19 protein-coding genes are annotated in these 21,798 nt (G+C 73.8%); 14 read left to right on the top strand and 5 right to left on the bottom strand.

The genetic code is table 11. The annotated features are described in order from the left end of the window. Positions 1 to 59: 59 nt before the first annotated feature. From ABZZ38_RS24050 to ABZZ38_RS24005, 10 genes are all read left to right on the top strand, one after another. Complete coding sequence (locus ABZZ38_RS24050; RefSeq protein ID WP_356743397.1) at positions 60 to 2,873, top strand: FAD-binding and (Fe-S)-binding domain-containing protein; 2,814 nt, start codon at positions 60 to 62, stop codon at positions 2,871 to 2,873. Positions 2,874 to 3,034: 161 nt separating this feature from the next. Next, entirely contained in the window at positions 3,035 to 4,003 is a 969-nt protein-coding gene (locus ABZZ38_RS24045; RefSeq protein WP_356743394.1) for an EamA family transporter, read from the top strand. A 78-nt stretch (positions 4,004 to 4,081) separates the two neighbouring features. After that, complete coding sequence (locus ABZZ38_RS24040) at positions 4,082 to 4,870, top strand: TIGR03084 family metal-binding protein (protein ID WP_356743392.1); 789 nt, start codon at positions 4,082 to 4,084, stop codon at positions 4,868 to 4,870. Then, positions 4,867 to 6,546: an acyclic terpene utilization AtuA family protein gene (locus ABZZ38_RS24035; protein ID WP_356743389.1), complete on the top strand. Its 1,680-nt coding sequence runs from the start codon at positions 4,867 to 4,869 to the stop codon at positions 6,544 to 6,546. Before ABZZ38_RS24040 ends, ABZZ38_RS24035 begins: the two co-directional genes overlap by 4 nt. 40 nt (positions 6,547 to 6,586) lie before the next feature. Next, the gene (locus tag ABZZ38_RS24030) at positions 6,587 to 8,185 is read left to right on the top strand and encodes a carboxyl transferase domain-containing protein (protein ID WP_356743386.1); all 1,599 of its coding nucleotides are present in this window, start codon (positions 6,587 to 6,589) and stop codon (positions 8,183 to 8,185) included. Between the two features lie 8 nt (positions 8,186 to 8,193). Beyond that, complete coding sequence (locus ABZZ38_RS24025; protein WP_356743383.1) at positions 8,194 to 10,092, top strand: biotin carboxylase N-terminal domain-containing protein; 1,899 nt, start codon at positions 8,194 to 8,196, stop codon at positions 10,090 to 10,092. Then, a complete protein-coding gene (locus tag ABZZ38_RS24020; protein WP_356743379.1) occupies positions 10,089 to 11,222 on the top strand; it encodes an acyl-CoA dehydrogenase family protein in 1,134 nt (377 codons plus the stop codon). The genes ABZZ38_RS24025 and ABZZ38_RS24020 overlap by 4 nt, the downstream gene beginning before the upstream one ends. 48 nt (positions 11,223 to 11,270) lie before the next feature. After that, a complete protein-coding gene (locus tag ABZZ38_RS24015) occupies positions 11,271 to 11,804 on the top strand; it encodes an AMP-binding protein (RefSeq protein WP_356743377.1) in 534 nt (177 codons plus the stop codon). After that, positions 11,801 to 12,538 carry an enoyl-CoA hydratase family protein gene (locus ABZZ38_RS24010; protein WP_356743375.1) on the top strand — a complete coding sequence of 246 codons (738 nt, stop codon included), beginning with the start codon at positions 11,801 to 11,803 and terminating at the stop codon, positions 12,536 to 12,538. Before ABZZ38_RS24015 ends, ABZZ38_RS24010 begins: the two co-directional genes overlap by 4 nt. Next, a complete protein-coding gene (locus tag ABZZ38_RS24005; protein WP_356743373.1) occupies positions 12,526 to 13,128 on the top strand; it encodes a TetR/AcrR family transcriptional regulator in 603 nt (200 codons plus the stop codon). Before ABZZ38_RS24010 ends, ABZZ38_RS24005 begins: the two co-directional genes overlap by 13 nt. 76 nt (positions 13,129 to 13,204) lie before the next feature. Here the strand turns inward: ABZZ38_RS24005 and ABZZ38_RS24000 are convergent, their stop codons facing one another. Further along, positions 13,205 to 14,305, bottom strand: coding sequence for a citrate synthase 2 (locus ABZZ38_RS24000; protein WP_356743371.1), 1,101 nt, complete (start codon positions 14,303 to 14,305; stop codon positions 13,205 to 13,207). Between the two features lie 233 nt (positions 14,306 to 14,538). On the opposite strand from ABZZ38_RS24000, the gene pdxH reads away from it, so the two are divergent. Beyond that, entirely contained in the window at positions 14,539 to 15,213 is a 675-nt protein-coding gene (gene pdxH, locus ABZZ38_RS23995; RefSeq protein ID WP_356743369.1) for a pyridoxamine 5'-phosphate oxidase, read from the top strand. A 364-nt stretch (positions 15,214 to 15,577) separates the two neighbouring features. Next, entirely contained in the window at positions 15,578 to 16,894 is a 1,317-nt protein-coding gene (locus tag ABZZ38_RS23990) for a PAS domain-containing protein (protein WP_356743367.1), read from the top strand. Here the strand turns inward: ABZZ38_RS23990 and ABZZ38_RS23985 are convergent. The 3 genes from ABZZ38_RS23985 to ABZZ38_RS23975 are packed head-to-tail and all read right to left on the bottom strand — an operon-like array spanning position 16,822 to position 19,109. Beyond that, on the bottom strand, positions 16,822 to 17,346 hold the full coding sequence (locus ABZZ38_RS23985; protein ID WP_356743497.1) for a transposase: 525 nt from the start codon (positions 17,344 to 17,346) through the stop codon (positions 16,822 to 16,824). The two genes, ABZZ38_RS23990 and ABZZ38_RS23985, sit on opposite strands and share 73 nt — an antisense overlap. A gap of 51 nt (positions 17,347 to 17,397) precedes the next feature. After that, complete coding sequence (locus ABZZ38_RS23980) at positions 17,398 to 18,498, bottom strand: nitronate monooxygenase (protein ID WP_356743365.1); 1,101 nt, start codon at positions 18,496 to 18,498, stop codon at positions 17,398 to 17,400. Then, positions 18,495 to 19,109: a flavodoxin family protein gene (locus tag ABZZ38_RS23975; protein WP_356743363.1), complete on the bottom strand. Its 615-nt coding sequence runs from the start codon at positions 19,107 to 19,109 to the stop codon at positions 18,495 to 18,497. The genes ABZZ38_RS23980 and ABZZ38_RS23975 overlap by 4 nt, the downstream gene beginning before the upstream one ends. Before the next feature lie 117 nt (positions 19,110 to 19,226). Between ABZZ38_RS23975 and ABZZ38_RS23970 the strand changes: the two genes are divergently transcribed. After that, the gene (locus ABZZ38_RS23970; RefSeq protein WP_356743361.1) at positions 19,227 to 19,826 is read left to right on the top strand and encodes a TetR/AcrR family transcriptional regulator; all 600 of its coding nucleotides are present in this window, start codon (positions 19,227 to 19,229) and stop codon (positions 19,824 to 19,826) included. 30 nt (positions 19,827 to 19,856) lie between these two features. Here the strand turns inward: ABZZ38_RS23970 and ABZZ38_RS23965 are convergent, their stop codons facing one another. After that, the gene (locus ABZZ38_RS23965) at positions 19,857 to 20,663 is read right to left on the bottom strand and encodes an SIS domain-containing protein (protein WP_356743359.1); all 807 of its coding nucleotides are present in this window, start codon (positions 20,661 to 20,663) and stop codon (positions 19,857 to 19,859) included. Positions 20,664 to 20,826: 163 nt separating this feature from the next. Between ABZZ38_RS23965 and ABZZ38_RS23960 the strand changes: the two genes are divergently transcribed. Then, positions 20,827 to 21,519, top strand: a complete 693-nt coding sequence (locus ABZZ38_RS23960; RefSeq protein ID WP_356743357.1) for a metal-dependent transcriptional regulator — start codon at positions 20,827 to 20,829, stop codon at positions 21,517 to 21,519. Positions 21,520 to 21,798 lie beyond the last annotated feature (279 nt).

Raw genomic sequence — 21,798 nt, 5'->3', positions numbered from 1 at the left:
GTGCGGCGCGCGTCGCTCGCGGACAGCGGGGCGCCCGCCCGCCGAGGCATCCTGACCCCATGAGCGAGCGGCACCGGGACGGTACGGCGGGGCGGATCGCGCGGGCCCTGCGCGCACGCGTGCGCGGCGAGGTGGACTTCGGGGCGGCGGCGCGGGCGCTGCACACCATGGACGCGTCCAACTACCGGCGCGTGCCGGTGGGCGTGGTGGCCCCCCGCGACGCGGCGGACGTCGCCGCCGTACTGGAGGTGTGCCGGGAGCACGGGGTGCCCGTCGTACCGCGCGGGGCGGGCACGTCCATCGCGGGGCAGGCCACCGGCACCGGGGTCGTGCTGGACTTCACCCGTCACATGCGCGGCATTCTCGCGGTGGACGCCGAGGCGCGCACGGCCGTCGTCCAGCCCGGGGTGGTCCTGGACCACCTGCGCGACGCGGTGCGCCCGTACGGGCTGACCTTCGGGCCCGACCCCTCGACGCACAGCCGCTGCACGCTGGGCGGGATGATCGGCAACAACGCGTGCGGCGCGCACTCGGTGGCGTGGGGGACGACGGCCGACAACGTCGACCGGCTCTCGGTCGTGACGTACGGCGGCACCGAGCTGCGCCTGGGACGCGGCTGGGAGGGCGCGCCGAACGGATTGACCCGGCTGGTCCGGGACAACCTCGCCCTCCTCCGCACCGGCTTCCCGCCGGGCCTTCCCCGCCGCATCTCCGGTTACGCCCTCGACGCACTCCTCCCCGAGCGCGGCACCGACCTGGCCCGTGCCTTCTGCGGCAGCGAGGGCACCCTGGGCGTGCTCACCGAGGCGACCGTGCGCCTGGTCGAGTCACCGCCCGCCCGCGCACTCGCCGTGCTCGGGTACGCCGACGAGAGCGCGGCCGCCGAGGCGGCACCCGGCCTCCTTCCGCACGGTCCGCTCACCGTCGAGGGGATGGCCGAGGACCTGGTCCGCGACCCGGCCGCCCGCACCGCCCTGCCCCGGGGCGGTGCCTGGCTCTTCGTGGAGACGGGTGGCGCGACACCGGAAGACGCCGCCGCCCGCGCGGCGGACCTGGTCCGCGCCGCCGACGCCCTCGACGGCACCGTCGTCACCGACCTGGCCGCGCAGCGCGCCCTGTGGCGGGTCCGTGAGGACGCCGCCGGAACCGCCACCCGGACTCCCGAGGGGACGGAGGCGTGGCCGGGCTGGGAGGACTGCGCCGTACCGCCCGCCCGCCTCGGCGCGTACCTGCGGGACTTCCGCGCCCTGCTGGCCGAACACGGGCTGCGCGGTACGCCGTACGGCCACTTCGGCGACGGCTGCGTCCATGTCCGCATCGACTTCGACCTGGTCTCGGAGAGCGGCGTGCGGCGCTTCCGCCGGTTCTCGGAGGAGGTCGCCGGCCTCGTCGTCGCCCACGGCGGCTCGCTCTCCGGCGAGCACGGCGACGGGCAGGCGCGCGCCGAACTGCTGCCCCGGATGTACGGGGAGGAGATGGTCGGGCTCTTCGGCCGGTTCAAGGACCTGTGGGACCCGGACGGCGGCATGAACCCGGGCATGCTCGCCCGCCCGGCCCGCCTCGACGAGAACCTCCGCTTCGCCGTGCTGCCGCGCGAGCGGGTCGACGTCGCCTTCGGCTATCCGCACGACGGCGGCGACTTCTCCACCGCCGTACGGCGGTGCGTCGGGGTCGCCGCGTGCCGGGTGGAGGGACCGGGCCGGGGCCCGGGGGTCATGTGCCCGTCCTTCCGGGCGACGGGCGAGGAGCGGCACTCCACGCGTGGCCGCGCCCGGCTGCTGCACGAGATGCTGGCCGGTGAGGTCGTCACCGACGGCTGGCGGTCCACGGAGGTCCGTGACGCGCTCGACCTGTGCCTGTCGTGCAAGGGGTGCCGCAGCGACTGCCCGGTGGGCGTCGACATGGCGACGTACAAGGCGGAGTTCCTGCACCACCACTACGCGGGCCGGCGCCGCCCCGCCGCCCACTACGCGATGGGCCGCCTGCCGGGGTGGCTGCGCCTCGCCGCGCCCTTCGCCCGGGTGGTGAACGCGGCGGCGAGGGTGCGCCCGCTCGCGGCCCTCGCCAAGCGGGCGTCCGGCATCGCGCCGGAGCGGGACATCCCGAGGCTCGCGCCGCAGACGTTCCGCCGCTGGTTCGCGCGGCGCGGTGCGGGAGCGGGCGACCTGCTGCTGTGGCCCGACACCTTCACCGACCACCTCTCGCCGTCCGTGGGCCGGGCGGCCGTCACCGTCCTGGAGGCGGCGGGCCTGCGACCGGCCCTCCCGCCCGGGCGCGTGTGCTGCGGTCTCACGTACGTCTCCACCGGCCAGCTCGACCACGCGCGCCGGGTCATGCGCCGCACCCTCGACACCCTGGGCCCCGTCCTGGGCGCGCCCGTGGTGGTCCTCGAACCCGGCTGCGCCGCCGCCCTGCGGACCGACCTGCCCGAGCTGCTCCCCGACGACCCCCGCGCCCGCCGCCTGGCCGACTCCGTCCGCACCTTCGCCCAGGCACTGGAGGAGTACGCCCCCGACTGGCGCCCCCCGCGCCTCGACCGCCCGGTCGCCGGCCAGACCCACTGCCACCAGCACGCGGTCCTCGGCGACACCGCGGAACGCCGTCTACGGGAGCGGGCGGGCCTCTCGGGCGACCTCAGCGGTGGCTGCTGCGGCCTCGCGGGCAACTTCGGCTTCGAGCGCGGCCACTACGACGTCTCCGTCGCCTGCGCGGAGGACCAGCTCCTCCCGTCCGTCCGCTCGGCCCCCGAGGGCGCCGCACTCCTGGCGGACGGCTACTCCTGCCGCACCCAACTGGACCAGCTCGCGGGCCGCCGGGCCCGGCACCTGGCGGAGATCCTGGCGGAGGGACTGACGGAGGGGCTCACTCGGTGACTTTCGGATGACCCGCTCCGGCGTCCCTCAAGTGGCGCTCGCCTTACCGTGGACGGGTGGGGCACCTCCGGGGGCTTCACCCGGCTGGGGGCGGTCGGTCGGTGCAGTATCCTCGACAGAGAGTCCAATGAATTGAACTTTCCTGGGGAGTGAGGGATCCGGTGAACGACGCCGCCCGTACGGAAGCCGCCCGCCTGGCGGATGCCCGTACCGCAGACGCCTCGGCCGTCGCGCTGCCGGAGGCCGCCGCCGCGCACCCCGGGCACGCGGGCAGGGCCGTCCGGGGGCCGGGCGGGGGGCTCGGGCCGGTGGCGCTGGTGGTGGCCGGCGGGCTGTCCGTGCAGTTCGGGTCCGCCGTCGCCGTGCTGCTCATGCCGCGTGCCGGGGCGGTCGGCGTCGTCACGCTGCGGCTGATCCTTGCCGCCGTCGTGCTCCTGCTGGTGTGCCGGCCGAAGGTGCGCGGGTACACCCGCGCCGACTGGGGCACGGTCGTCGCCTTCGGTGCCGCCATGGCCGGGATGAACGTCCTCTTCTACCAGGCCGTCGAGCGCATCCCGCTGGGCGCCGCCGTCACCCTGGAGGTGCTCGGGCCGCTCGTCCTGTCGGTGATCGCCTCGCGCCGGCTGGTCAGCTTCGTATGGGCCGGGCTCGCCCTCGCCGGTGTGATGCTGCTCAGCGGGGGCGGGTTCGACCGGCTGGACCCGGTGGGCGCGGCGTACGCGCTCGCGGCGGGCGCCATGTGGGCCACCTACATCGTCTTCAGTGCCCGCACCGGGCGGCGGTTCCCGCAGGCCGACGGGCTGGCGCTGGCGATGGCGGTCGGAGCGGTGCTCACCCTGCCGCTGGGTGTCGCCGAGGCCGGGTCGAAGCTGCTCGTGCCGTCGACGATCGGCCTGGGCCTCGCGGTCGCGCTGATGTCGTCGGTCCTGCCGTACACCCTCGAACTGCTCGCCCTGCGCCGGATGCCGGCCCCCACCTTCGCCGTGCTGATGAGCCTGGAGCCGGCCATCGCGGCGACGGCCGGGTTCCTCGTCCTGCATCAAGCCCTTTCCGTCACCGACGCGTTGGCGATCTCCCTGGTCATCGCGGCGAGCATCGGAGCGGTGCGCTCCCAGGTGGCAAAAAAGTAAAGCAAGCATGCTTGATTGTTTCTCGGGGCGCTGCCATGCTCCGGGACACGCCTTGCCGTGTCCCGGAGGGAGCGCTCCGTGTCCCATGCCCTGCTGGATGATCTGCGCGACGAGAGCGAGGAGCTCGACCACCTCGTCGCCGACCTGAAACCCGGCCTCTGGGCCACGCCCACCCCCGCGCCCCGCTGGACCGTCGCCCACCAGATCGCCCACCTCGCGTGGACCGACGCCGCCGCGCTGCTCGCGATCACCGACGCCGACGCCTTCACGGCCCGCGCCGCCGAGGCCCTCGACGCGCCCGGCACCTTCGTCGACGAGGGCGCGGAGGCCGGGGCCGCCGCACCGCCCCACGAGCTCCTCGCCCGCTGGCGCGACGGCCGCGAGCGCCTCCAGCACGCCCTGCGCTCCGCCCCCGTCGGCGCCCGCTTCCCCTGGTACGGGCCGCCCATGAGCGCCGCGTCCATGGCGACCGCCCGGCTGATGGAGACCTGGGCGCACGGCCAGGACATCGCCGACGCCCTGGGAGCCGTGCGCGAACCGACCGCACGCCTGCGGCACGTCGCCTGGATCGGCGTACGCGCCCGGGACCACGCCTACGCGGTACGGGGCCTGACCCCGCCCGCCGCGCCGTTCCGCGTGGAGCTCACCGCGCCGGACGGCACGGAGCTGTGGACGTACGGCCCCGAAGGGGCCGCCCAGCGCGTCACCGGACCCGCCCTCGACTTCTGCCTGCTGGTCACCCAGCGGGCCCACCGCGACGACCTGGCCGTACGGGCGGAGGGCGCCGACGCCGACCGGTGGCTGGACATCGCGCAGGCGTTCGCCGGACCGGCCGGGCCCGGCCGCCCGCCCGAGGGGCCGGCGTGAAGAGGCCGCTGCGCGTCGGGAACGCCTCCGGCTTCTACGGCGACCGTTTCGACGCCGTGCGCGAGATGCTCACCGGCGGCGAGCTGGACGTCCTGACCGGCGACTACCTCGCCGAGCTGACCCTGCTCATCCTCGCCCGCGACCGGCTGAAGAACCCCGAGCTCGGCTACGCCAAGACCTTCCTGCGCCAGATGGAGGAGGGGCTCGGGACCGCGCACGAACGCGGCGTGAGGATCGTGACCAACGCCGGGGGCCTGAACCCGGCGGCCCTCGCCGACGCCCTGCGCGCGCTGGCCGGCCGGCTCGGGCTGCCGGTGCGCGTCGCGCACGTCGAGGGCGACCGGCTGCCCGCCCGGGACGGCGTGCTGACGGCCAACGCCTACCTGGGCGGCGGCGGCATCACCGCCTGCCTGCGCGGCGGGGCCGACGTGGTGGTCACCGGGCGGGTCACCGACGCGGCGCTGGTCGGCGGGCCGGCGGCGTGGTGGTTCGGGTGGGGGCCCGAGGAGTACGACCGGCTGGCGGGCGCGGTGGTCGCCGGGCACGTCCTGGAGTGCGGCACGCAGGCGACGGGCGGCAACTACGCCTTCTTCACCGACCATGGCGTACGGCGGCTGCGGCGCCCCGGCTTTCCGCTCGCCGAGCTCCACGAGGACGGGTCCGCCGTGATCACCAAGCACGACGGCACGGGCGGCGTCGTCGACGTAGGCACCGTCACCGCTCAACTGCTGTACGAGACGGCGGGCGCGCGGTACGCCGGGCCGGACGTCACCGCGCGGCTGGACACCGTACGGCTGGACGCGGACGGGCCGGACCGGGTGCGGATCTCCGGCGTACGCGGCGAGGCACCGCCCCCCACCCTCAAAGTCGGGCTGAACCGGCTCGGCGGCTGGCGCAACGAGGTCGTGTTCGTCCTGACGGGCCTCGACATCGAGGCCAAGGCGCGGCTCGTGCGCGAACAGCTGGAGGACGCGTTCGCCCCGACGACGGACGTGCGGTGGGAGCTGGCCCGCACCGACCGGGCCGACGCCCCCACGGAGGAGACGGCGAGCGCGCTGCTGCGACTGGTCGTGCGCGACAGCGACGCGGACGCGGTGGGCCGGGCGGTGAGCGGGGCCGCCGTCGAGCTGGCGCTGGGCAGTTACCCCGGCTTCCATGTGACGGCGCCACCGGGGAAGGGCGCGCCGTACGGCGTCTTCGAGGCGCAGTACGTGGCGGCGGGCGAGGTGGCGCACGTCGCCGTACTGCCGGACGGGGCCCGGGTGGTGGTCCCGCCTCCCGCCCGGACGCGGACCCTGGAGCCCGTGCCGGAACCAGAGCTTCCAAAACCGCTTCCGCCCGGTCCCACGCGCCGGGCCCCGCTCGGGCTGGTGGCCGGGGCGAGGAGCGGCGACAAGGGCGGCGACGCCAACGTCGGGGTGTGGGCGCCCACCGATGACGCCTGGCGCTGGCTGGCCCACGCGCTGACGGTCGACCGGTTCCGCCAACTGATCCCGGAGGCGGCCGGGTCGCCCGTCGCGCGCCACGTCCTGCCGCGGCTGCGGGCGCTGAACTTCACCGTCACCGGGCTGCTGGGCGAGGGCGTCGCGTCGCAGGCCCGCTTCGACCCGCAGGCCAAGGCGCTCGGCGAATGGCTCCGCTCCCGCCACCTCGACATCCCAAAGGCCCTGCTGTGACCGCGCCCGTTGAGTCCCCCGCCATCCCGGAGGCCCCGCTGTGACCCTCCTCCCCACCGCCCTCGACACGTCGGGGCCCGACTACGCGGCCCACCGCGCCGCCATGCTCGACAAGCTGGCCGAGCTGGAGGCCGAACACGCCAAGGCCCTCGCGGGCGGCGGCGAGAAGTACGTCGACCGGCACCGGGGGCGCGGCAAACTCCTCGCCCGCGAACGCGTCGAGCTGCTCCTCGACCCCCACGCGCCCTTCCTGGAGCTCTCCCCCCTCGCCGCCTGGGGCAGCGACCACCCCGTGGGCGCGTCGATCGTCACCGGCATCGGGGTGGTGGAGGGCGTCGAATGCCTGATCACCGCCAACGACCCGACCGTACGCGGCGGCGCGTCCAACCCCTGGACGCTGAAGAAGGCGCTGCGCGCCAACGAGATCGCGTACGCCAACCGCCTGCCCTGCGTCAGCCTCGTCGAGTCCGGCGGCGCCGACCTGCCGTCCCAGAAGGAGATCTTCATCCCCGGTGGCGCTCTCTTCCGGGACATCACCCGCCTGTCGGCCGCCGGGATCCCCACCATCGCGGTCGTCTTCGGCAACTCCACGGCGGGCGGGGCGTACGTGCCGGGCATGTCCGACCACACCGTCATGATCAAGGAGAGGTCGAAGGTCTTCCTCGGCGGCCCGCCGCTGGTGAAGATGGCCACGGGGGAGGAGAGCGACGACGAGTCCCTCGGCGGCGCGGAGATGCACGCGCGCGTGTCCGGACTCGCCGACCACTACGCGGTCGACGAGACCGACGCCATCCGCCAGGCCCGGCGGATCGTCGCCCGCCTCAACCACCGCAAGGCGCACCCCGATCCGGGCCCGGCCGAGCCCCCGGAGTACGACCCGGAGGAGCTGCTCGGCATCGTCCCCGGCGACCTGAAGACGCCGTTCGACCCGCGCGAGGTCATCGCCCGGATCGTCGACGGCTCCGACTTCGACGAGTTCAAGCCGCTGTACGGGCCGAGCCTGGTGACCGGGTGGGCGTCCCTCCACGGCTATCCGGTCGGGGTGCTGGCCAACGCCCAAGGGGTGCTGTTCTCCGCCGAGTCGCAGAAGGCCGCGCAGTTCATCCAGCTCGCCAACCAGCGCGACATCCCGCTCGTCTTCCTGCACAACACCACCGGCTACATGGTCGGCAAGGAGTACGAGCAGGGCGGCATCATCAAGCACGGCGCCATGATGATCAACGCCGTGTCGAACTCCCGCGTGCCGCACCTGAGCGTGCTCATGGGCGCCTCGTACGGCGCCGGGCACTACGGCATGTGCGGCCGGGCCTACGACCCGCGCTTCCTCTTCGCCTGGCCCAGCGCCAAGTCCGCCGTCATGGGCCCGCAGCAGCTCGCCGGCGTCCTGTCGATCGTCGCCCGCGCGTCGGCCGCCGCCAAGGGACAGCCGTACGACGACGAGGGCGACGCCGCCCTGCGCGCCATGGTGGAGCGGCAGATCGAGTCCGAGTCCCTGCCGGTGTTCCTGTCGGGCCGGCTGTACGACGACGGCGTCATCGACCCGCGCGACACGCGAACCGTCCTCGGGCTGTGCCTGTCGGCGATCCACACCGCCCCGGTCGAAGGCGCGCGCGGCGGCTTCGGCGTCTTCCGGATGTGAGGTACTCCATGATCTCTTCCGTCCTTGTCGCCAACCGGGCCGAGATCGCCTGCCGGGTCTTCCGCACCTGCCGCTCGCTCGGTATCGACACGGTCGCGGTGTACGCGGACCCGGACGCCTCGGCGCTCCACGTCCGTGAGGCCGACGCGGCGGTACGGCTGCCGGGGGCGGCGCCCTCGGAGACGTACCTGCGCGGCGATCTGATCGTGCAGGCGGCCCTGGCGGCGGGCGCGGACGCCGTGCACCCGGGGTACGGGTTCCTGTCCGAGAACGCCGGCTTCGCGCGGGCGGTGACCGACGCGGGCCTGACGTGGATCGGGCCGCCGGCGAAGGCCATCGAGACCATGGCGTCCAAGACGCGCGCGAAGGAGCTGATGGCGGCGGCGGGCGTGCCGCTCCTGGCCCCCGTCGATCCCGCGACGGCCACCCCCGAGGACTTCCCCCTGCTGCTGAAGGCGGCGGCGGGCGGCGGCGGCCGGGGCATGCGGATCGTCCGCGACCCGGCCGCGCTGCCGGGGGAGCTGGCGGCGGCCACGGCGGAGGCACGGTCGGCGTTCGGGGACGGCGAGGTGTTCGCGGAGCCGTACGTGGAGCGGGGCCGCCATGTCGAGGTGCAGATCCTCGCGGACACCCACGGCACGGTGTGGGCGCTGTCCACCCGCGACTGCTCGCTCCAGCGCCGGCACCAGAAGGTCATCGAGGAGGCCCCCGCCCCACATCTGGGCGCCGCCCTGCGCGACACCCTCCACGCCTCGGCGGTGGCGGCGGCGCGGGCGGTGGGGTACACCGGCGCGGGCACGGTCGAGTTCCTGGTCGCGGGCGACCGGGCGTACTTCCTGGAGATGAACACCCGGCTCCAGGTCGAGCACCCGGTCACCGAGGCGGTGTTCGGCCTCGACCTGGTCGCCCTCCAGCTCCACGTGGCCGAAGGCGCCCCGCTCCCCGCCGAACCGCCCCGGGCGCGGGGCCACGCCGTGGAGGCCCGCCTCTACGCGGAGGACCCGGCGGCCGGCTGGGCGCCGCAGACCGGGGTGGTGCACGCGCTGGACATCCCCCGGACCGACGGCCTCCGCGTCGACGCGGGATACGCCGCGGGGGACGAGGTCGGGGTCCACTACGACGCCATGCTCGCCAAGGTCGTCGCCCACGCGCCCACCCGGAGCGAAGCCGTACGCAAACTGGCGCACGCCCTCGCCCGTACCCGGCTGCACGGACCGGTCACCAACCGGGAGCTGCTGGTGCGGTCGCTGCGGCATCCGGACTTCACGGCGGGCCGCCTCGACACCGGGTTCTACGAACGGAACCTCGCCGCGCTCACCGCCCCGGCGCCCGGCGAGGAGTACGCGGCCGTCGCCGCCGCACTCGCCGCCGCCGCACGCGCAGGAGGCCGCTTCGGCGGCTTCCGCAACGTACCCTCGCAGCCGCGGATCGCCCGGTACGGCGACCACGAGGTGCGCTACCGGCCCACGCGCGACGGCGGGTTCGTCGTGGAGTCCCCTCCCCACGTGCGCGTGGTGGACGTCTCGCCCACCCGCGTCCGCCTCGAAGTGGACGGGGTGGTACGCCGTTTCGAGGTGGCCGGGTACGGCGACGGCACCGTCCATGTGAACGCCTTCCGGCTCGTCGCCCACCCCCGCTTCACCGACCCCGCCGAGCGCGCCGCGCCCGGCTCCCTGCTGGCGCCCATGCCCGGCACGGTCGTCCGCGTCGCCGACGTCCCGGTCGGCGCCCGTGTCGAGGCCGGGCAGCCGCTCGTCTGGCTGGAGGCCATGAAGATGGAGCACCGCGTCACCGCCCCCGCCTCCGGCACGCTCACCGCGCTCCACGCCGCCCCCGGCCACCAGGTCGAGGTCGGTGCCCTGCTCGCCGTCGTACAGGACGCACCGGAGAAGGAGACCGACCGATGAGCACCGTCATCGAGACCGAAGAGCAGCGGGCCCTGCGCGCCGCCGTCGCCGCCCTCGGCCGGCGCCACGGCCGCGATCACGACCGCGAGGCCCTCTGGGCCGAGGCCGGCAAGCTGGGCTACCTCGGGGTCAACCTGCCCGAGGAGTACGGCGGCGGGGGCGGCGGCATGGCCGAACTCTCCCTCGTCCTGGAGGAGCTGGGCGCCGCCGGCTGCCCGCCGCTCATGATGGTCGTCTCGCCCGCCATCTGCGGCACCGTCATCGCCCGCTTCGGCACCGGCGAGCAGAAGCGGCGCTGGCTGCCCGGCCTGGCCGACGGCACCCGCACCATGGCGTTCGGCATCACCGAGCCCGACGCGGGGTCCAACTCCCACCGGATCACGACCACCGCCCGCAGGACGGGGAGCGGCTGGGTCCTGAACGGCCGCAAGGTCTTCGTCTCCGGCGTCGACATCGCCGACGCGACGCTGATCGTCGGCCGCACGGAGGACACCAGGACCGGCCGCCTGGGGCCGTGCCTCTTCGTCGTCCCGCGCGACACCCCCGGCTTCGGGCGCCGGCGGATCGACATGGAACTCCACGCCCACGAGAAGCAGTTCGAGCTGACCCTGGACGACGTGCGCCTCCCCGAAGACGCCCTGGTGGGTGAGGAGGACGCGGGCCTGCTCCAGCTGTTCGCCGGGCTCAACCCGGAGCGCGTCATGACCGCCGCGTTCGCCGTCGGCATGGGCCGGTACGCGGTCGCCAAGGCCGTCGCCTACGCCAAGGAGCGCCAGGTGTGGAAGGCCCCCATCGGCGCCCACCAGGCCATCGCGCACCCGCTCGCCCAGGTCCACATCGAGCTGGAGCTCGCCCGCCTGATGATGCAGAAGGCCGCCCACCTGTACGACGCGGGCGACGACATCGGCGCCGGGGAGGCCGCCAACATGGCCAAGTACGCCGCCGCCGAAGCGTGCGTGAAAGCGGTCGACCAGGCCGTCCACACCCTCGGCGGCAACGGCCTCACTCGCGAGTTCGGGCTCGCCTCCCTCATCACCGCGTCACGCGTGGCACGCATCGCTCCGGTCAGCCGGGAAATGATTCTGAACTACGTGTCCCACCACACGCTCGGCCTGCCCAAGTCCTACTGACGTACCGAAGCCCCACCGACGTACTGACTCGTACCGACAGGAGCCGTCATGGTGTTCCACAGCGAGTACGCGGACGTCCCGGCCGTCTCCCTGCCCATCCACGACGCCGTGCTGGGCCGCTCGGCCACCGCGTACGGCGACGCCGTGGCCCTCGTCGACGGCGCCGGTGGGCTCACCGTCACCTACGGCCGGCTCGACGCGTACCACCGCCGCATCGCCGCCGCGCTCGCCGAGGCGGGGGTGCGCAAGGACGACGTGCTGGCCCTGCACAGCCCGAACACCGTCCTCTACCCGGCCGTCTTCCACGCCGCGACGCGCGCCGGCGCGGCCGTCTCGGCCGTGATCGGCGTGTACGACGCGGACGGCAACGAGGTCCCCAAGGCGTACGTCGTACGGCAGCCGGGCGCGGCGGACCTGACGGGTGACGACATCATCGGGTTCGTGGCCGGGAAGGTCGCTCCGTACAAGAAGATCCGGCGCGTCGAGTTCGTCGAGGGCGTGCCGAGGGCGGCGTCGGGGAAGATCCTCCGGCGCGAGCTGAGGCAGCGCGAGTCGAGGCAGAGGGATCGGGAGGGCGCATGACGAGTCTCGTCACCGCCGCGCACGAGCGGGGCATCACCACGCTGGCACTGGACTCGCCGGACAACCGCAACGCGTTGTCGGCGCGGCTCGTCGGCGAGCTGGCGGAGGCCCTGGACGGCTGCGGCAGGGACCCGGCGGTACGGGCGGTGGTGCTCACGCACACCGGGCCGACGTTCAGCGCGGGCGCGGACCTGAAGGCGCCGCCCAGCCCGTACACGTTCGTGGCGCTGCTGCGGGCGATCGTGGAGCTGCCCAAGCCGGTGGTGGCGCGGGTGACGGGCCACGTGCGGGCCGGCGGGCTGGGGCTGGTCGGGGCCTGCGACATCGTCGCGACGGGACCGGACGCGGACTTCGCCCTGACCGAGGCCCGGCTGGGGGTCGCCCCGGCCGTCATCTCGCTCACCCTGCTGCCGCGCCTCGACGCGCGGGCCGCCGCCCGCTACTACCTCACCGGGGAGCGGTTCGACGCGGCCGAGGCGGCCCGGATCGGCCTGGTGACGGTCACCGGACCGGACGTCGACGAGGCCCTCGTCCCCGTCCTGGACGGGCTGCGCAGGGCGTCACCGCAGGGGCTGGCGCAGTCCAAGCGCCTGGTGACGGCTAGGGTGCTGGAGACCTTCGAGCGCGACGCGGAGGACCTCGTGCGGCGCTCGGCCTCGCTCTTCGCCTCGGCGGAGGCCCGCGAGGGGATGACGGCCTTCCTCGAACGACGGGACGCTGCATGGGTGGTGTGATCTCGGCCCCGAAGGAGCTCAAGGCGCCGAAGCAGGACCGCAGCCGGGCCACCCGGCAGCGCCTCCTGGAGGCGGCCGTGGCCTGCCTGGCGGAACGCGGCTGGGCGGGCTCCACCGTCTCGGTCGTCGCCGAGCGCGCCGGGGTCTCGCGGGGGGCCGCGCAACACCACTTCCCGACCCGGGAGGACCTCTTCACGGCGGCCGTCGAGTACGTCGCCGAGGAACGCTCCCAGGCGCTGCGCGCCCTGCCCGTCCAGAGCCGCACGGCGGTCGTCGCGGCGCTGGTCGACCTCTACACGGGCCCGCTGTTCCGGGCGGCCCTGCACCTGTGGGTGGCCGCCTCCGACGAGGAGCAGCTGCGCCCCCGGGTGACGGAGCTGGAGGCGCGGGTCGGCCGCGAGACCCACCGCATCGCCGTCGAACTGCTGGGCGCGGACGAGTCCCGGCCGGGGGTGCGCGAGACGGTCCAGGGCCTGCTGGACATGGCCCGCGGCCTCGGCCTGGCCAACCTCCTCACCGACGACCGGGCCCGCCGGGACCGGGTGGTGGCGCAGTGGGGAGCGCTGCTGGACGAGACGCTGGGCCGATGACCCGCCGGAACCCGAGCGCGTACGCGAACGGCGCCGCACCCGCGAGGGGCGGCGCCGTTCGCGTACGCGCCGGGGGTCAGCCGGTGATGTCCTCGTACCCGGCGATCTCCTCCGGGCTGCGCGAGCCGGGGCCCACGTAGCGGGCCGAGGGGCGGACCAGGCGGCCGGTGCGCTTCTGCTCCAGGATGTGGGCGCTCCAGCCGGCCGTGCGGGCGCAGGTGAACATCGATGTGAACATGTGCGCCGGGACCTCCGCGAAGTCCAGCACGATCGCCGCCCAGAACTCGACGTTCGTCGCCAGGACACGGTCCGGGCGGCGGGCGTGCAGCTCCTCCAGCGCGGCCTTCTCCAGGGCCTCCGCCACCTCGAAGCGCGGCGCGGCGAGCTCCTTGGCGGTACGGCGCAGGACGCGGGCGCGCGGGTCCTCGGCGCGGTAGACGCGGTGGCCGAAGCCCATCAGGCGCTCGCCCTTGTCGAGGGCCTGCTTGACGTACGCGGTGGCGTCGCCCGTGCGCTCGATCTCCTCGATCATGCCGAGGACGCGGGACGGCGCACCGCCGTGCAGCGGGCCCGACATCGCGCCCACGGCGCCGGACAGCGCGGCGGCCACGTCCGCGCCGGTGGAGGCGATCACCCGCGCGGTGAACGTGGAGGCGTTCATGCCGTGCTCGGCGGCGGACGTCCAGTAGGCGTCGACGGCCTTGACGTGCTTGGGGTCCGGCTCGCCGCGCCAGCGGATCATGAACCGCTCGACGACCGACTCGGCCTTGTCGATCTCGCTCTGCGGGACCATCGGCAGGCCCTGGCCGCGGGCCGACTGGGCGACGTACGACAGCGCCATGACGGCGGCGCGCGCCAGGTCGTCGCGGGCCTGCTCCTCGTCGATGTCCAGGAGCGGTTTCAGGCCCCACACCGGGGCGAGCATGGCGAGCGCGGACTGCACGTCGACGCGGATGTCGCCGGAGTGCACCGGGATCGGGAACGGCTCGGCCGGCGGCAGGCCCGGGTTGAACGCCCCGTCGACCAGCAGGCCCCAGACGTTCCCGAAGGAGACGTGACCGACCAGCTCCTCGATGTCGACGCCGCGGTACCGGAGCGCACCACCCTCCTTGTCCGGTTCGGCGATCTCCGTTTCGAACGCGACGACTCCTTCGAGTCCGGGTACGAAGTCGGACATCAGGCGGCTCCTCGTGAAGTGTGCGACGACGGCTCGGATCGACTCCGTGATGCCCCGTGGCCGGTGGTCGTCCAGCGTCGTCGTGGAGAGGTATGGGGAGGTAACAGTGACCCAGCGCAAGAGTCTGTCGGGTTCCCCCGATGCGGGGAAGCGTGACATCCGGCACACTCCGCCGATTCGGCCCGTGAGGGTTACCGGCAGGGGGCGCCGGGCAGACTGCGCGCTACGGCAGGATGTCACCCGTGACCGACGCTCTCGATCCCGCCCTCGATCCCGCCGACATGCGTGAGCAGTACCGCACCGCCGAACTGGCGGAGGCGGACCTCGCGGCCGAGCCGATGGAGCAGTTCGCGCGCTGGTTCCAGGACGTGGCCGGCGGAGGCGTCATCCATGAGCCGAACGCCATGATCGTCTCGACGGCCTCGCCCGACGGGCGGCCCTCCTCGCGCACGGTGCTGCTGAAGCACTTCGACGAGCGGGGCTTCGTGTTCTTCACCAATTACGGCTCCCGCAAGGGCATGGAGCTCGACACCAACCCGTACCTGTCGCTGCTGTTCCCGTGGCACCCGGTCGCCCGCCAGGTCATCGTCACGGGCACGGCGTCGCGCGTGAGCCGCGACGAGACGGCGGCGTACTTCCGCACCCGCCCGCACGGCTCCCAGCTGGGCGCCTGGGCGAGCGAACAGTCGTCGGTCATCGCCTCGCGCGCGGAGCTGCTGGCCCGCTACGAGGAGCTGGCGGCGCGCTTCCCGGAGGGCGAGCAGGTGCCGGTGCCGCCGCACTGGGGAGGATTCCTGGTCGTCCCGGACACGGTGGAGTTCTGGCAGGGCCATGAGAACCGCCTGCACGACCGGCTCCGGTACGTGCGGGAGGGCGCGGCGTGGCGCGTCGAGCGCCTGTCGCCGTAACGGCCGGACAAGGTGCGGGAACGCGGAAACCCGCGGGCTCTTGTCTCTCCTGACGGAGAGGTCGGCCGGATGTGCCGACGAGCCCGCGGGCCGGTGACTGCTTGGGATTGCGGCAGGAGGCCTGCCGACATGTGCACAGAGTGCGACGGCAGGCCTCAGCCCGCAGCCACCTCACGCATCCGAGAAGACATCACTTCCGGACCACCTCCTTTCCTGTGTGCCCCCACCCTAAGAAGACGCCTCCCGGCCGCACAACCGTTTTTTCGCGCACGGTCCGCCACCTCTTTCGCCGAACCGGGTGTGTCCTGGGTCACGTTCCAGTTGAATGACCGCAGTGAGTACACGTCCTGCAGGGGGTGCGGGGATGAGTGCGTCCAGGAGCGAGACCGCCAGTGAGCGCGGTTCGGATCTGCTCGCCGCGTTGCTGGACGGGATGGACGCGGCGCTCTGCGCGTTCGACGCCGACGGGGTGGTCACCCACTGGAACCGGGAGGCCGAGCGGATCCTCGGCTGGACCGCCGCGGAGGCCGTCGGGCGACGCGGGCTCGGCGGGTGGGCCGCGCGCGCCGGGGACGCCGCCGAGGTCGAGGAACGGCTGATGGGCGCGGCGCACGCGTCCGGACGGCAGGTGCACGAGTTCGCGCTGCTGCGCAAGGACGGCGGCCGGGTCCTCGTACGGACCCAGTCGGCCGGTGTGCGGGGCGCGGACGGGGCGCCGGCCGGGGTGTACTGCGCGTTCAGCGAGGTCCACGCGCAGATCGACCTGGAGCGGTCCATCGCGCTGAGCGAGGCGCTCTTCGAGGACGCGTCCTGGGGCGTGATGCTCCTGGACGTCGACCTGCGCCCCGCCCTCGTGAACACCCATGCCGCGCACGCCCTGGGCGCCGGGCGGGCGACGCTCCTCGGCCGGCCGCTCGGCGAACTGGTCGTGCAGGGCATGGAGGACCTGGAAGCCGCCCTCCAGCACGTCCTGGTGGAGGGTGCGCCGCGGGCGCCGGTCGAGCTGTGGCTGACGGTACGCACACCGGACGGCGAGCGGCGGCGGTGCTGGCGCAGCGGGTTCCTGCGGCTGGCGTCGCCCCTCGCGGAGGAGCCCGTCCCGCTGGGGGTCGGCTGGCTGTTCCAGGACGTCACGGAGGAGCGGCTCGCGCAGCAGGAGGCGGACCGGCTGCGGTTCCGGTTCAGCCAGCTGCACCGGGCGGGCGCCGCGGCGGCGGAGTGCGAGGACCCGATGGAGGCGGCGGCCACCTACCTGGACTTCGCCCTGGCCGGGTTCGCCGACCACGTACTCCTCGACCTGGCACGGGACGGCGGTCGCCTCGTACGGGCGGCGGCGACCCCGACCGGAGCGCCCGGCCCCGTGGCGCGGATGCCGGGCGGCGGCCTGCCCGTGCGGTACGGGCCGGGGCACCCGGCCCTCCAGGCGGTGGACCGGGCGGGGCCGGTACGGGCCAGCGCGTCGTCCGAGGCGTGGGCGGCCGAGCGCCAGTGGCCCCCGGAGGCGGTCCACGCCCTGTGCACGGTGCTCCGCAGCCGCGGCAGGACCCTGGGCGTGGTCACCTTCCTGCGCTGTGGAGCCCGCCCGGCCTTCGAGCGCCCGGACGCGGTCTACGCGGAGAGCGTCGCCGTGCGCGTGGCGGTCTCGGCGGACCTGGCGGTCTCGGCGGACGCCGCGCCGTAGTCGCGCCCTGGTTGCGCCGCAGTACCGCAACGGTGTCTGCCGTGACTGCCGGCCAGGAGGTCTGCCGAACGAGCGGTGCGTCCGGGATGTTCGGGCCACGGGCTGCTGGGAGTCGGCCGTCGAAGGTGATGTCGAGGGCGTTCAGGGCGGTCTTCCCACGCATGGTCCAGCGGGCCCGGCCCCGACCGGTGGGACCCAGCGACATGATGGCCCGGTGGACGCCCTTCAAGGCCGCGGTCCCGTTGGGGAAGTGGCCGCGGCCCTGACTGCCCGCCGGATCCCGCCGGATCCCGCCGGATCCCGGCGTTCACCGACTCGACCGCGTTCGTGGTGCGGACGACGCGGCGGATCGCGGTGTCGAACCGGACGAACGGTGTGAACTCCTCCCACGCGTTCTCCCGAAGCCGGACGATCGCCGGATACTCCTTGCCCCACGCGCCGGCGAACTCCACGAACCCCTCGATCACGACGGCACGTGGCCGCACTCCACGGCGCGGTCTTCGTCAGCAGGCGCAAGGTGATCCGAAGGGAACGCCCTGACGTGGGAGCTCCTCGACCAAGTGGGCCAGGTACTCCCTTGCCCCCGGACCATCGCCGGCCAGCGCCGCCGCCTGTCCGGCCCACAGATTCACGTACTCCGGCCTCCCCTGGGCGGCGGCGGCCCGGCGGATGGGCTGCATCAGGGCGTTCTGGATGGGGTATGGGGGCACGGCGTCCTCGTACGCCGCCATGTCGCGGACGAACCGGTTGGGCATGCCGCGGGCGGTGCGGCCGGAGAAGAGCCGGGTGAGAACGGTCGTACGAGCCGCCGGGGTCCCGAGCTGACGCTTGTGGGCGTCGCTCGCGCCGGATTCCCGGGTGGCGAGGAACGCGGTGCCGATCTGCACGGCGTCGGCGCCGAGGGTGAGGGCGGCCCTCATGCCGCGGCCGTCGGCAATGCCGCCCGCGGCGATGACGGGCGCGGTCACGGCGTCGGCGATCTGCGGCACCAGCGAGAAGGTGCCGACCAGCGACTCCCGTAGCGGCGCGAGGAACGCCCCGCGGTGCCCGCCCGCGTCGCTGCCCGAGGCCACGATCGCGTCGAGGCCCGCGTCGTCGAGGGCGACGGCCTCGTCCACGGTCGTCGCCGTACCGATCAGGGCGATGCCCCGGCGGCGCGCCTCGTCGATGACACGGCGGGGCGGGATGCCCATGACGAAGCTGATGACGGGCGGCGCGGCGGCGAGGAGCGCGTCGATCTGGTCGTCGAAGTCAGGCAGGGCTTCGATGTCCTCGTAGGCGGCGGCGGCGCCGAGTTCGTCGTAGTAGGGACGGAGCCGCTCGGTGTGGGCCGTGTATACGGCCTTGTCCGGCAGTGCGGAGCGCTCGCCCTCCAACGGCACCCAGAGGTTCACGGCGAACGGCCGGCTCGTGGCGGCCTTCAGTTCGGTGACGAGCCCGGTGATCGCGTCGGGGGTGAGAATGTGCGCGCCGTAGGAGCCGAGGCCGCCGCCCTCACTGACCGCGGCGGCGAGGGCGACGGAGGAGAGTCCGCCGCCGAAGGGGCCCTGGACGATGGGGTGGTCGATGCCCAGCAGATCGCCGAGCCGGCCCGGACCGCTCATGCGGTCACCGCCAGGGCGGCGGCCTCGCGGCCGTGGGCGAACTGGAGCGCGGTGCGGGCGACGCGGGCGCCGAGGTGGTGGGCGGTGCGCAGGTCCGAGTCGGTGGGGGCCTGGTCGGGGCCGAGGTCGGAGGAGGACTGGGCCATGGCGCCGACGAAGCCGCCGAGACGGTTGAGGTCGTCCGGGCTGCCGGTGGAGGTGTAGGCCCAGCCGGGGAGCAGGCCCAGCGAGACCCAGGTCATGCCGTGCTGCGCGGCGAGGACGGCCAGGGAGAGCAGGGCGTTGTCCTTGTTGCCGTTGACGCCGGCGGAGTTGGTGAAACCGGCCGCGAGCTTGCCCTGCCAGCCCTGCTCGGCCCATACCTTGCCGCTGGCCTCGGCAAACCGCTGAAAGACGGCGGAGGTGGACCCCATGTAGGTGGGCGAGCCGAAGATGATCGCGTCAGCGTCCTCAAGGGCCGCCCAGAGGCTGTCGTCCAGAGTGGCGACGTCCCGCAGGTCGGCGCGCACGCCGGGGACCGAATCAACGCCGGCCGCGACGGCGGCGGCCTGGCGCCCCGTGTGGCCGTAGCCGCTGTGATGAGCGATAACGACGGAGAGTGGCACGGACATGGGTGTCCCTTCGTGCTCTGTGGTGCTGTGCGGATCAACGAACCTGACTGTAGACGACTGGTCAACTATTCGGTACCCCACCAGTACGGATAGTTGACCGGACGTATACTCACCCCCATGGGACGCACCAGCACGGCACGCGACCGCCTCATCGATGCCACCGGTGAACTGATGCGGAGCCGCGGCTACAGCAGCCTCGGCGTTGCCGAGATCTGCGCCAAGGCAGAGGTGAAGAAGGGCAGCTTCTACCACTTCTTCGAATCCAAGCAGGCGCTGACGGTCGAGGCCGTCAACGCCTACTGGAACGCCGAGCGCAGCTGCTGGACCACCGAGCTGGCCGCCACCGGCCCCGCCCTCGACCGCCTGCGGCGACTCCTGGACGCCATGGCGCAGCTCCAGCGCCGGATGAAGGAGACCTCGGGGACGGTCGACGGCTGCCTCCTCGGCAACCTCGCACTGGAGCTGTCCACCCAGGAGCCCGCCGTGCGGGCCCGCCTGGAAGAGATCTTCGACGAACAGATCGCACTCGTCGCCGCCACCCTGAACGACGCCGCCGACGAGGGAACCGTCCCCCGCGAACGAGCCACAGCGGCCACCGCGCGAGCCGTGGTCGCCCACCTCGAAGGACTGGTCATGTTCGCCAAGCTCAAGAACGACCCCACTGTCCTCGACGACCTGTGGCCGCACACACTGCTGCTGCTCGGAGCCGCGGGCTAGGACTGCCGCGGGTCAGGACTGCGACGGTGTTCAGTGCCGGAAGAAGATCCGGTCCGCGTACTCGGTCATGACGCGGCCGTTCCACTCGTGGCCGCCGTCCACGTTGCCCGAGCGGAGCAGGGGCGGCTCGATGCCGCGGGCGACCAGGGACTCGGTCGCGGCGGCCATCGTCGCCTGCATCAGCGCGCTGGTGACGACCGTGGACGCCGGGGCGAACGGCGCCGCGACGCCTTCGTGGGTGAGCTCCGCGTCCCCCACCGCGATCTTGGAGTCGAGCACGATGTCGCAGTGGTCCCGCAGGAAGGTCCCCGACACGTGCCGCGACTTGGTCTCCTGCGCGTACGCCACCGACGTCACGCCGATGACCTTCAGGCCCAGCGCGCGGGCGTTCATCGCCATCTCGACGGGCAGCGCGTTGCGCCCGGACAGCGAGACGATGACCAGTACGTCGCCGGCCCTGACGGGTGAGGAGTCGAGGACCGCGCCCGCCAGGCCGTCCACCCGTTCCAGGGCCGAGCCCAGCGTCGCCGGCATGACGTCGACGCCGACGACACCCGGCACGGCGAGCAGGTTCATCAGCGCCAGCCCGCCGGCCCGGTAGACCACGTCCTGGGCGGCGAGCGACGAGTGGCCGGCGCCGAAGGCGAAGAGACGGCCGCCGGCGGCGACGGCGTCGGCGATGGCCTCCCCGGCGGCGGCGACGCTCCCCGCCTCCTCGTCCCGGACCCGCTGGAGCAGCCCGATCGCCGCGTCGAAGAACCGACCGGCCAGCTCGCTCGTGCCGCTCCCGCCGGTTCCGCCGCTCTCGCGTTCGCCGTTCCCGCCGCTCTCGCCCATGGTCCGGAGCCCCTTTTCCTCGTGTCGCGGATCACGTTGCGGTCTGGACCATTGCGCTGTCAATACCGGGCTCCCGATACCGGGCTTCTCCCCGGCGCGACACGGTTGACAGTGGGATGCGTCAGAATTGAGTCAGGGCCAGCGCACGAATCGAGGGGCATGTATGTCCGGACTGATCGACACCACGGAGATGTATCTCCGCACCATCCTCGAGCTGGAGGAGGAAGGTGTGGTGCCCATGCGCGCCCGCATCGCCGAACGGCTCGACCAGAGTGGTCCGACCGTCAGCCAGACGGTCGCGCGAATGGAGCGCGACGGTCTCGTCACCGTCGCCGGCGACCGCCACCTGGAGCTCACCGACGAGGGCCGCCGCCTGGCCACCCGCGTGATGCGCAAGCACCGACTGGCCGAATGCCTGCTCGTCGATGTCATCGGCCTGGAGTGGGAACAGGTCCACGCCGAGGCGTGCCGCTGGGAGCACGTCATGAGCGAGGCGGTCGAGCGCCGCGTGCTCGAACTGCTGCGCCACCCCACCGAATCGCCGTACGGCAACCCGATTCCGGGCCTGGAGGAGCTGGGCGAGGAGGCGGGGGCCGAGGCGTTCCTCGACGAGGGCATGGTGTCGCTGGCCGAGCTCGACGCGGGCACGGAGGGCAAGACCGTGGTGGTCCGCCGCATCGGCGAACCGATCCAGACGGACGCCCAGCTGATGTACACCCTCCGCCGCGCCGGCGTGCAGCCCGGCTCGGTGGTGAGCGTCACGGAATCGCCGGGCGGCGTCCTGGTCGGCAGCAGCGGCGAAGCCGCGGAGCTGGCGGCGGATGTGGCCTCCCACGTCTTCGTCGCCAAGCCCTGAACGCCCCCGCGCCCGCCGCCTGACCCTCGCGGGGTGCGGTGCCGCTGCGCGGTGCGTTGAGCGGTGGGCCCGGCTGCGGTGTGGTGCGGTGCCGTTGCCCGGGGTGGGCGCCCGGTGTGGTGCGCCGTGGGCGCGGGTCGGGTGCCGGGGTCTCCGGTGGGGGGCCTTCGGGCTCTCGTTCACCGCGCTTCGCGCGAGTTCAGTCGTTTTACGCCCGAACACCCCCCACCCTACAACCCAAACACAACATACTGCCCAACACCGCCCGGGACTTGAGTC

It is taken from the genome of Streptomyces sp. NPDC006368 (assembly GCF_040612535.1).
In the GTDB taxonomy this organism is placed as follows: domain Bacteria; phylum Actinomycetota; class Actinomycetes; order Streptomycetales; family Streptomycetaceae; genus Streptomyces.
This window is presented reverse-complemented; position numbering and strand designations above follow the sequence as displayed.

Bases quoted from the DNA above. Each gene is read 5' to 3' on its own strand.
- ABZZ38_RS24050 (WP_356743397.1), top strand. From the start codon at position 60: ATGAGCGAGCGGCACCGGGACGGTACGGCGGGGCGGATCGCGCGGGCC.
- ABZZ38_RS24025 (WP_356743383.1), top strand. From the start codon at position 8,194: ATGATCTCTTCCGTCCTTGTCGCCAACCGGGCCGAGATCGCCTGCCGG.
- ABZZ38_RS24020 (WP_356743379.1), top strand. From the start codon at position 10,089: ATGAGCACCGTCATCGAGACCGAAGAGCAGCGGGCCCTGCGCGCCGCC.
- ABZZ38_RS24015 (WP_356743377.1), top strand. From the start codon at position 11,271: ATGGTGTTCCACAGCGAGTACGCGGACGTCCCGGCCGTCTCCCTGCCC.
- ABZZ38_RS24010 (WP_356743375.1), top strand. From the start codon at position 11,801: ATGACGAGTCTCGTCACCGCCGCGCACGAGCGGGGCATCACCACGCTG.
- ABZZ38_RS24005 (WP_356743373.1), top strand. From the start codon at position 12,526: ATGGGTGGTGTGATCTCGGCCCCGAAGGAGCTCAAGGCGCCGAAGCAG.
- ABZZ38_RS24000 (WP_356743371.1), bottom strand. From the start codon at position 14,305: ATGTCCGACTTCGTACCCGGACTCGAAGGAGTCGTCGCGTTCGAAACG.
- pdxH (WP_356743369.1), top strand. From the start codon at position 14,539: ATGTCACCCGTGACCGACGCTCTCGATCCCGCCCTCGATCCCGCCGAC.
- ABZZ38_RS23990 (WP_356743367.1), top strand. From the start codon at position 15,578: ATGAGTGCGTCCAGGAGCGAGACCGCCAGTGAGCGCGGTTCGGATCTG.
- ABZZ38_RS23980 (WP_356743365.1), bottom strand. From the start codon at position 18,498: ATGAGCGGTCCGGGCCGGCTCGGCGATCTGCTGGGCATCGACCACCCC.
- ABZZ38_RS23975 (WP_356743363.1), bottom strand. From the start codon at position 19,109: ATGTCCGTGCCACTCTCCGTCGTTATCGCTCATCACAGCGGCTACGGC.
- ABZZ38_RS23970 (WP_356743361.1), top strand. From the start codon at position 19,227: ATGGGACGCACCAGCACGGCACGCGACCGCCTCATCGATGCCACCGGT.
- ABZZ38_RS23965 (WP_356743359.1), bottom strand. From the start codon at position 20,663: ATGGGCGAGAGCGGCGGGAACGGCGAACGCGAGAGCGGCGGAACCGGC.
- ABZZ38_RS23960 (WP_356743357.1), top strand. From the start codon at position 20,827: ATGTCCGGACTGATCGACACCACGGAGATGTATCTCCGCACCATCCTC.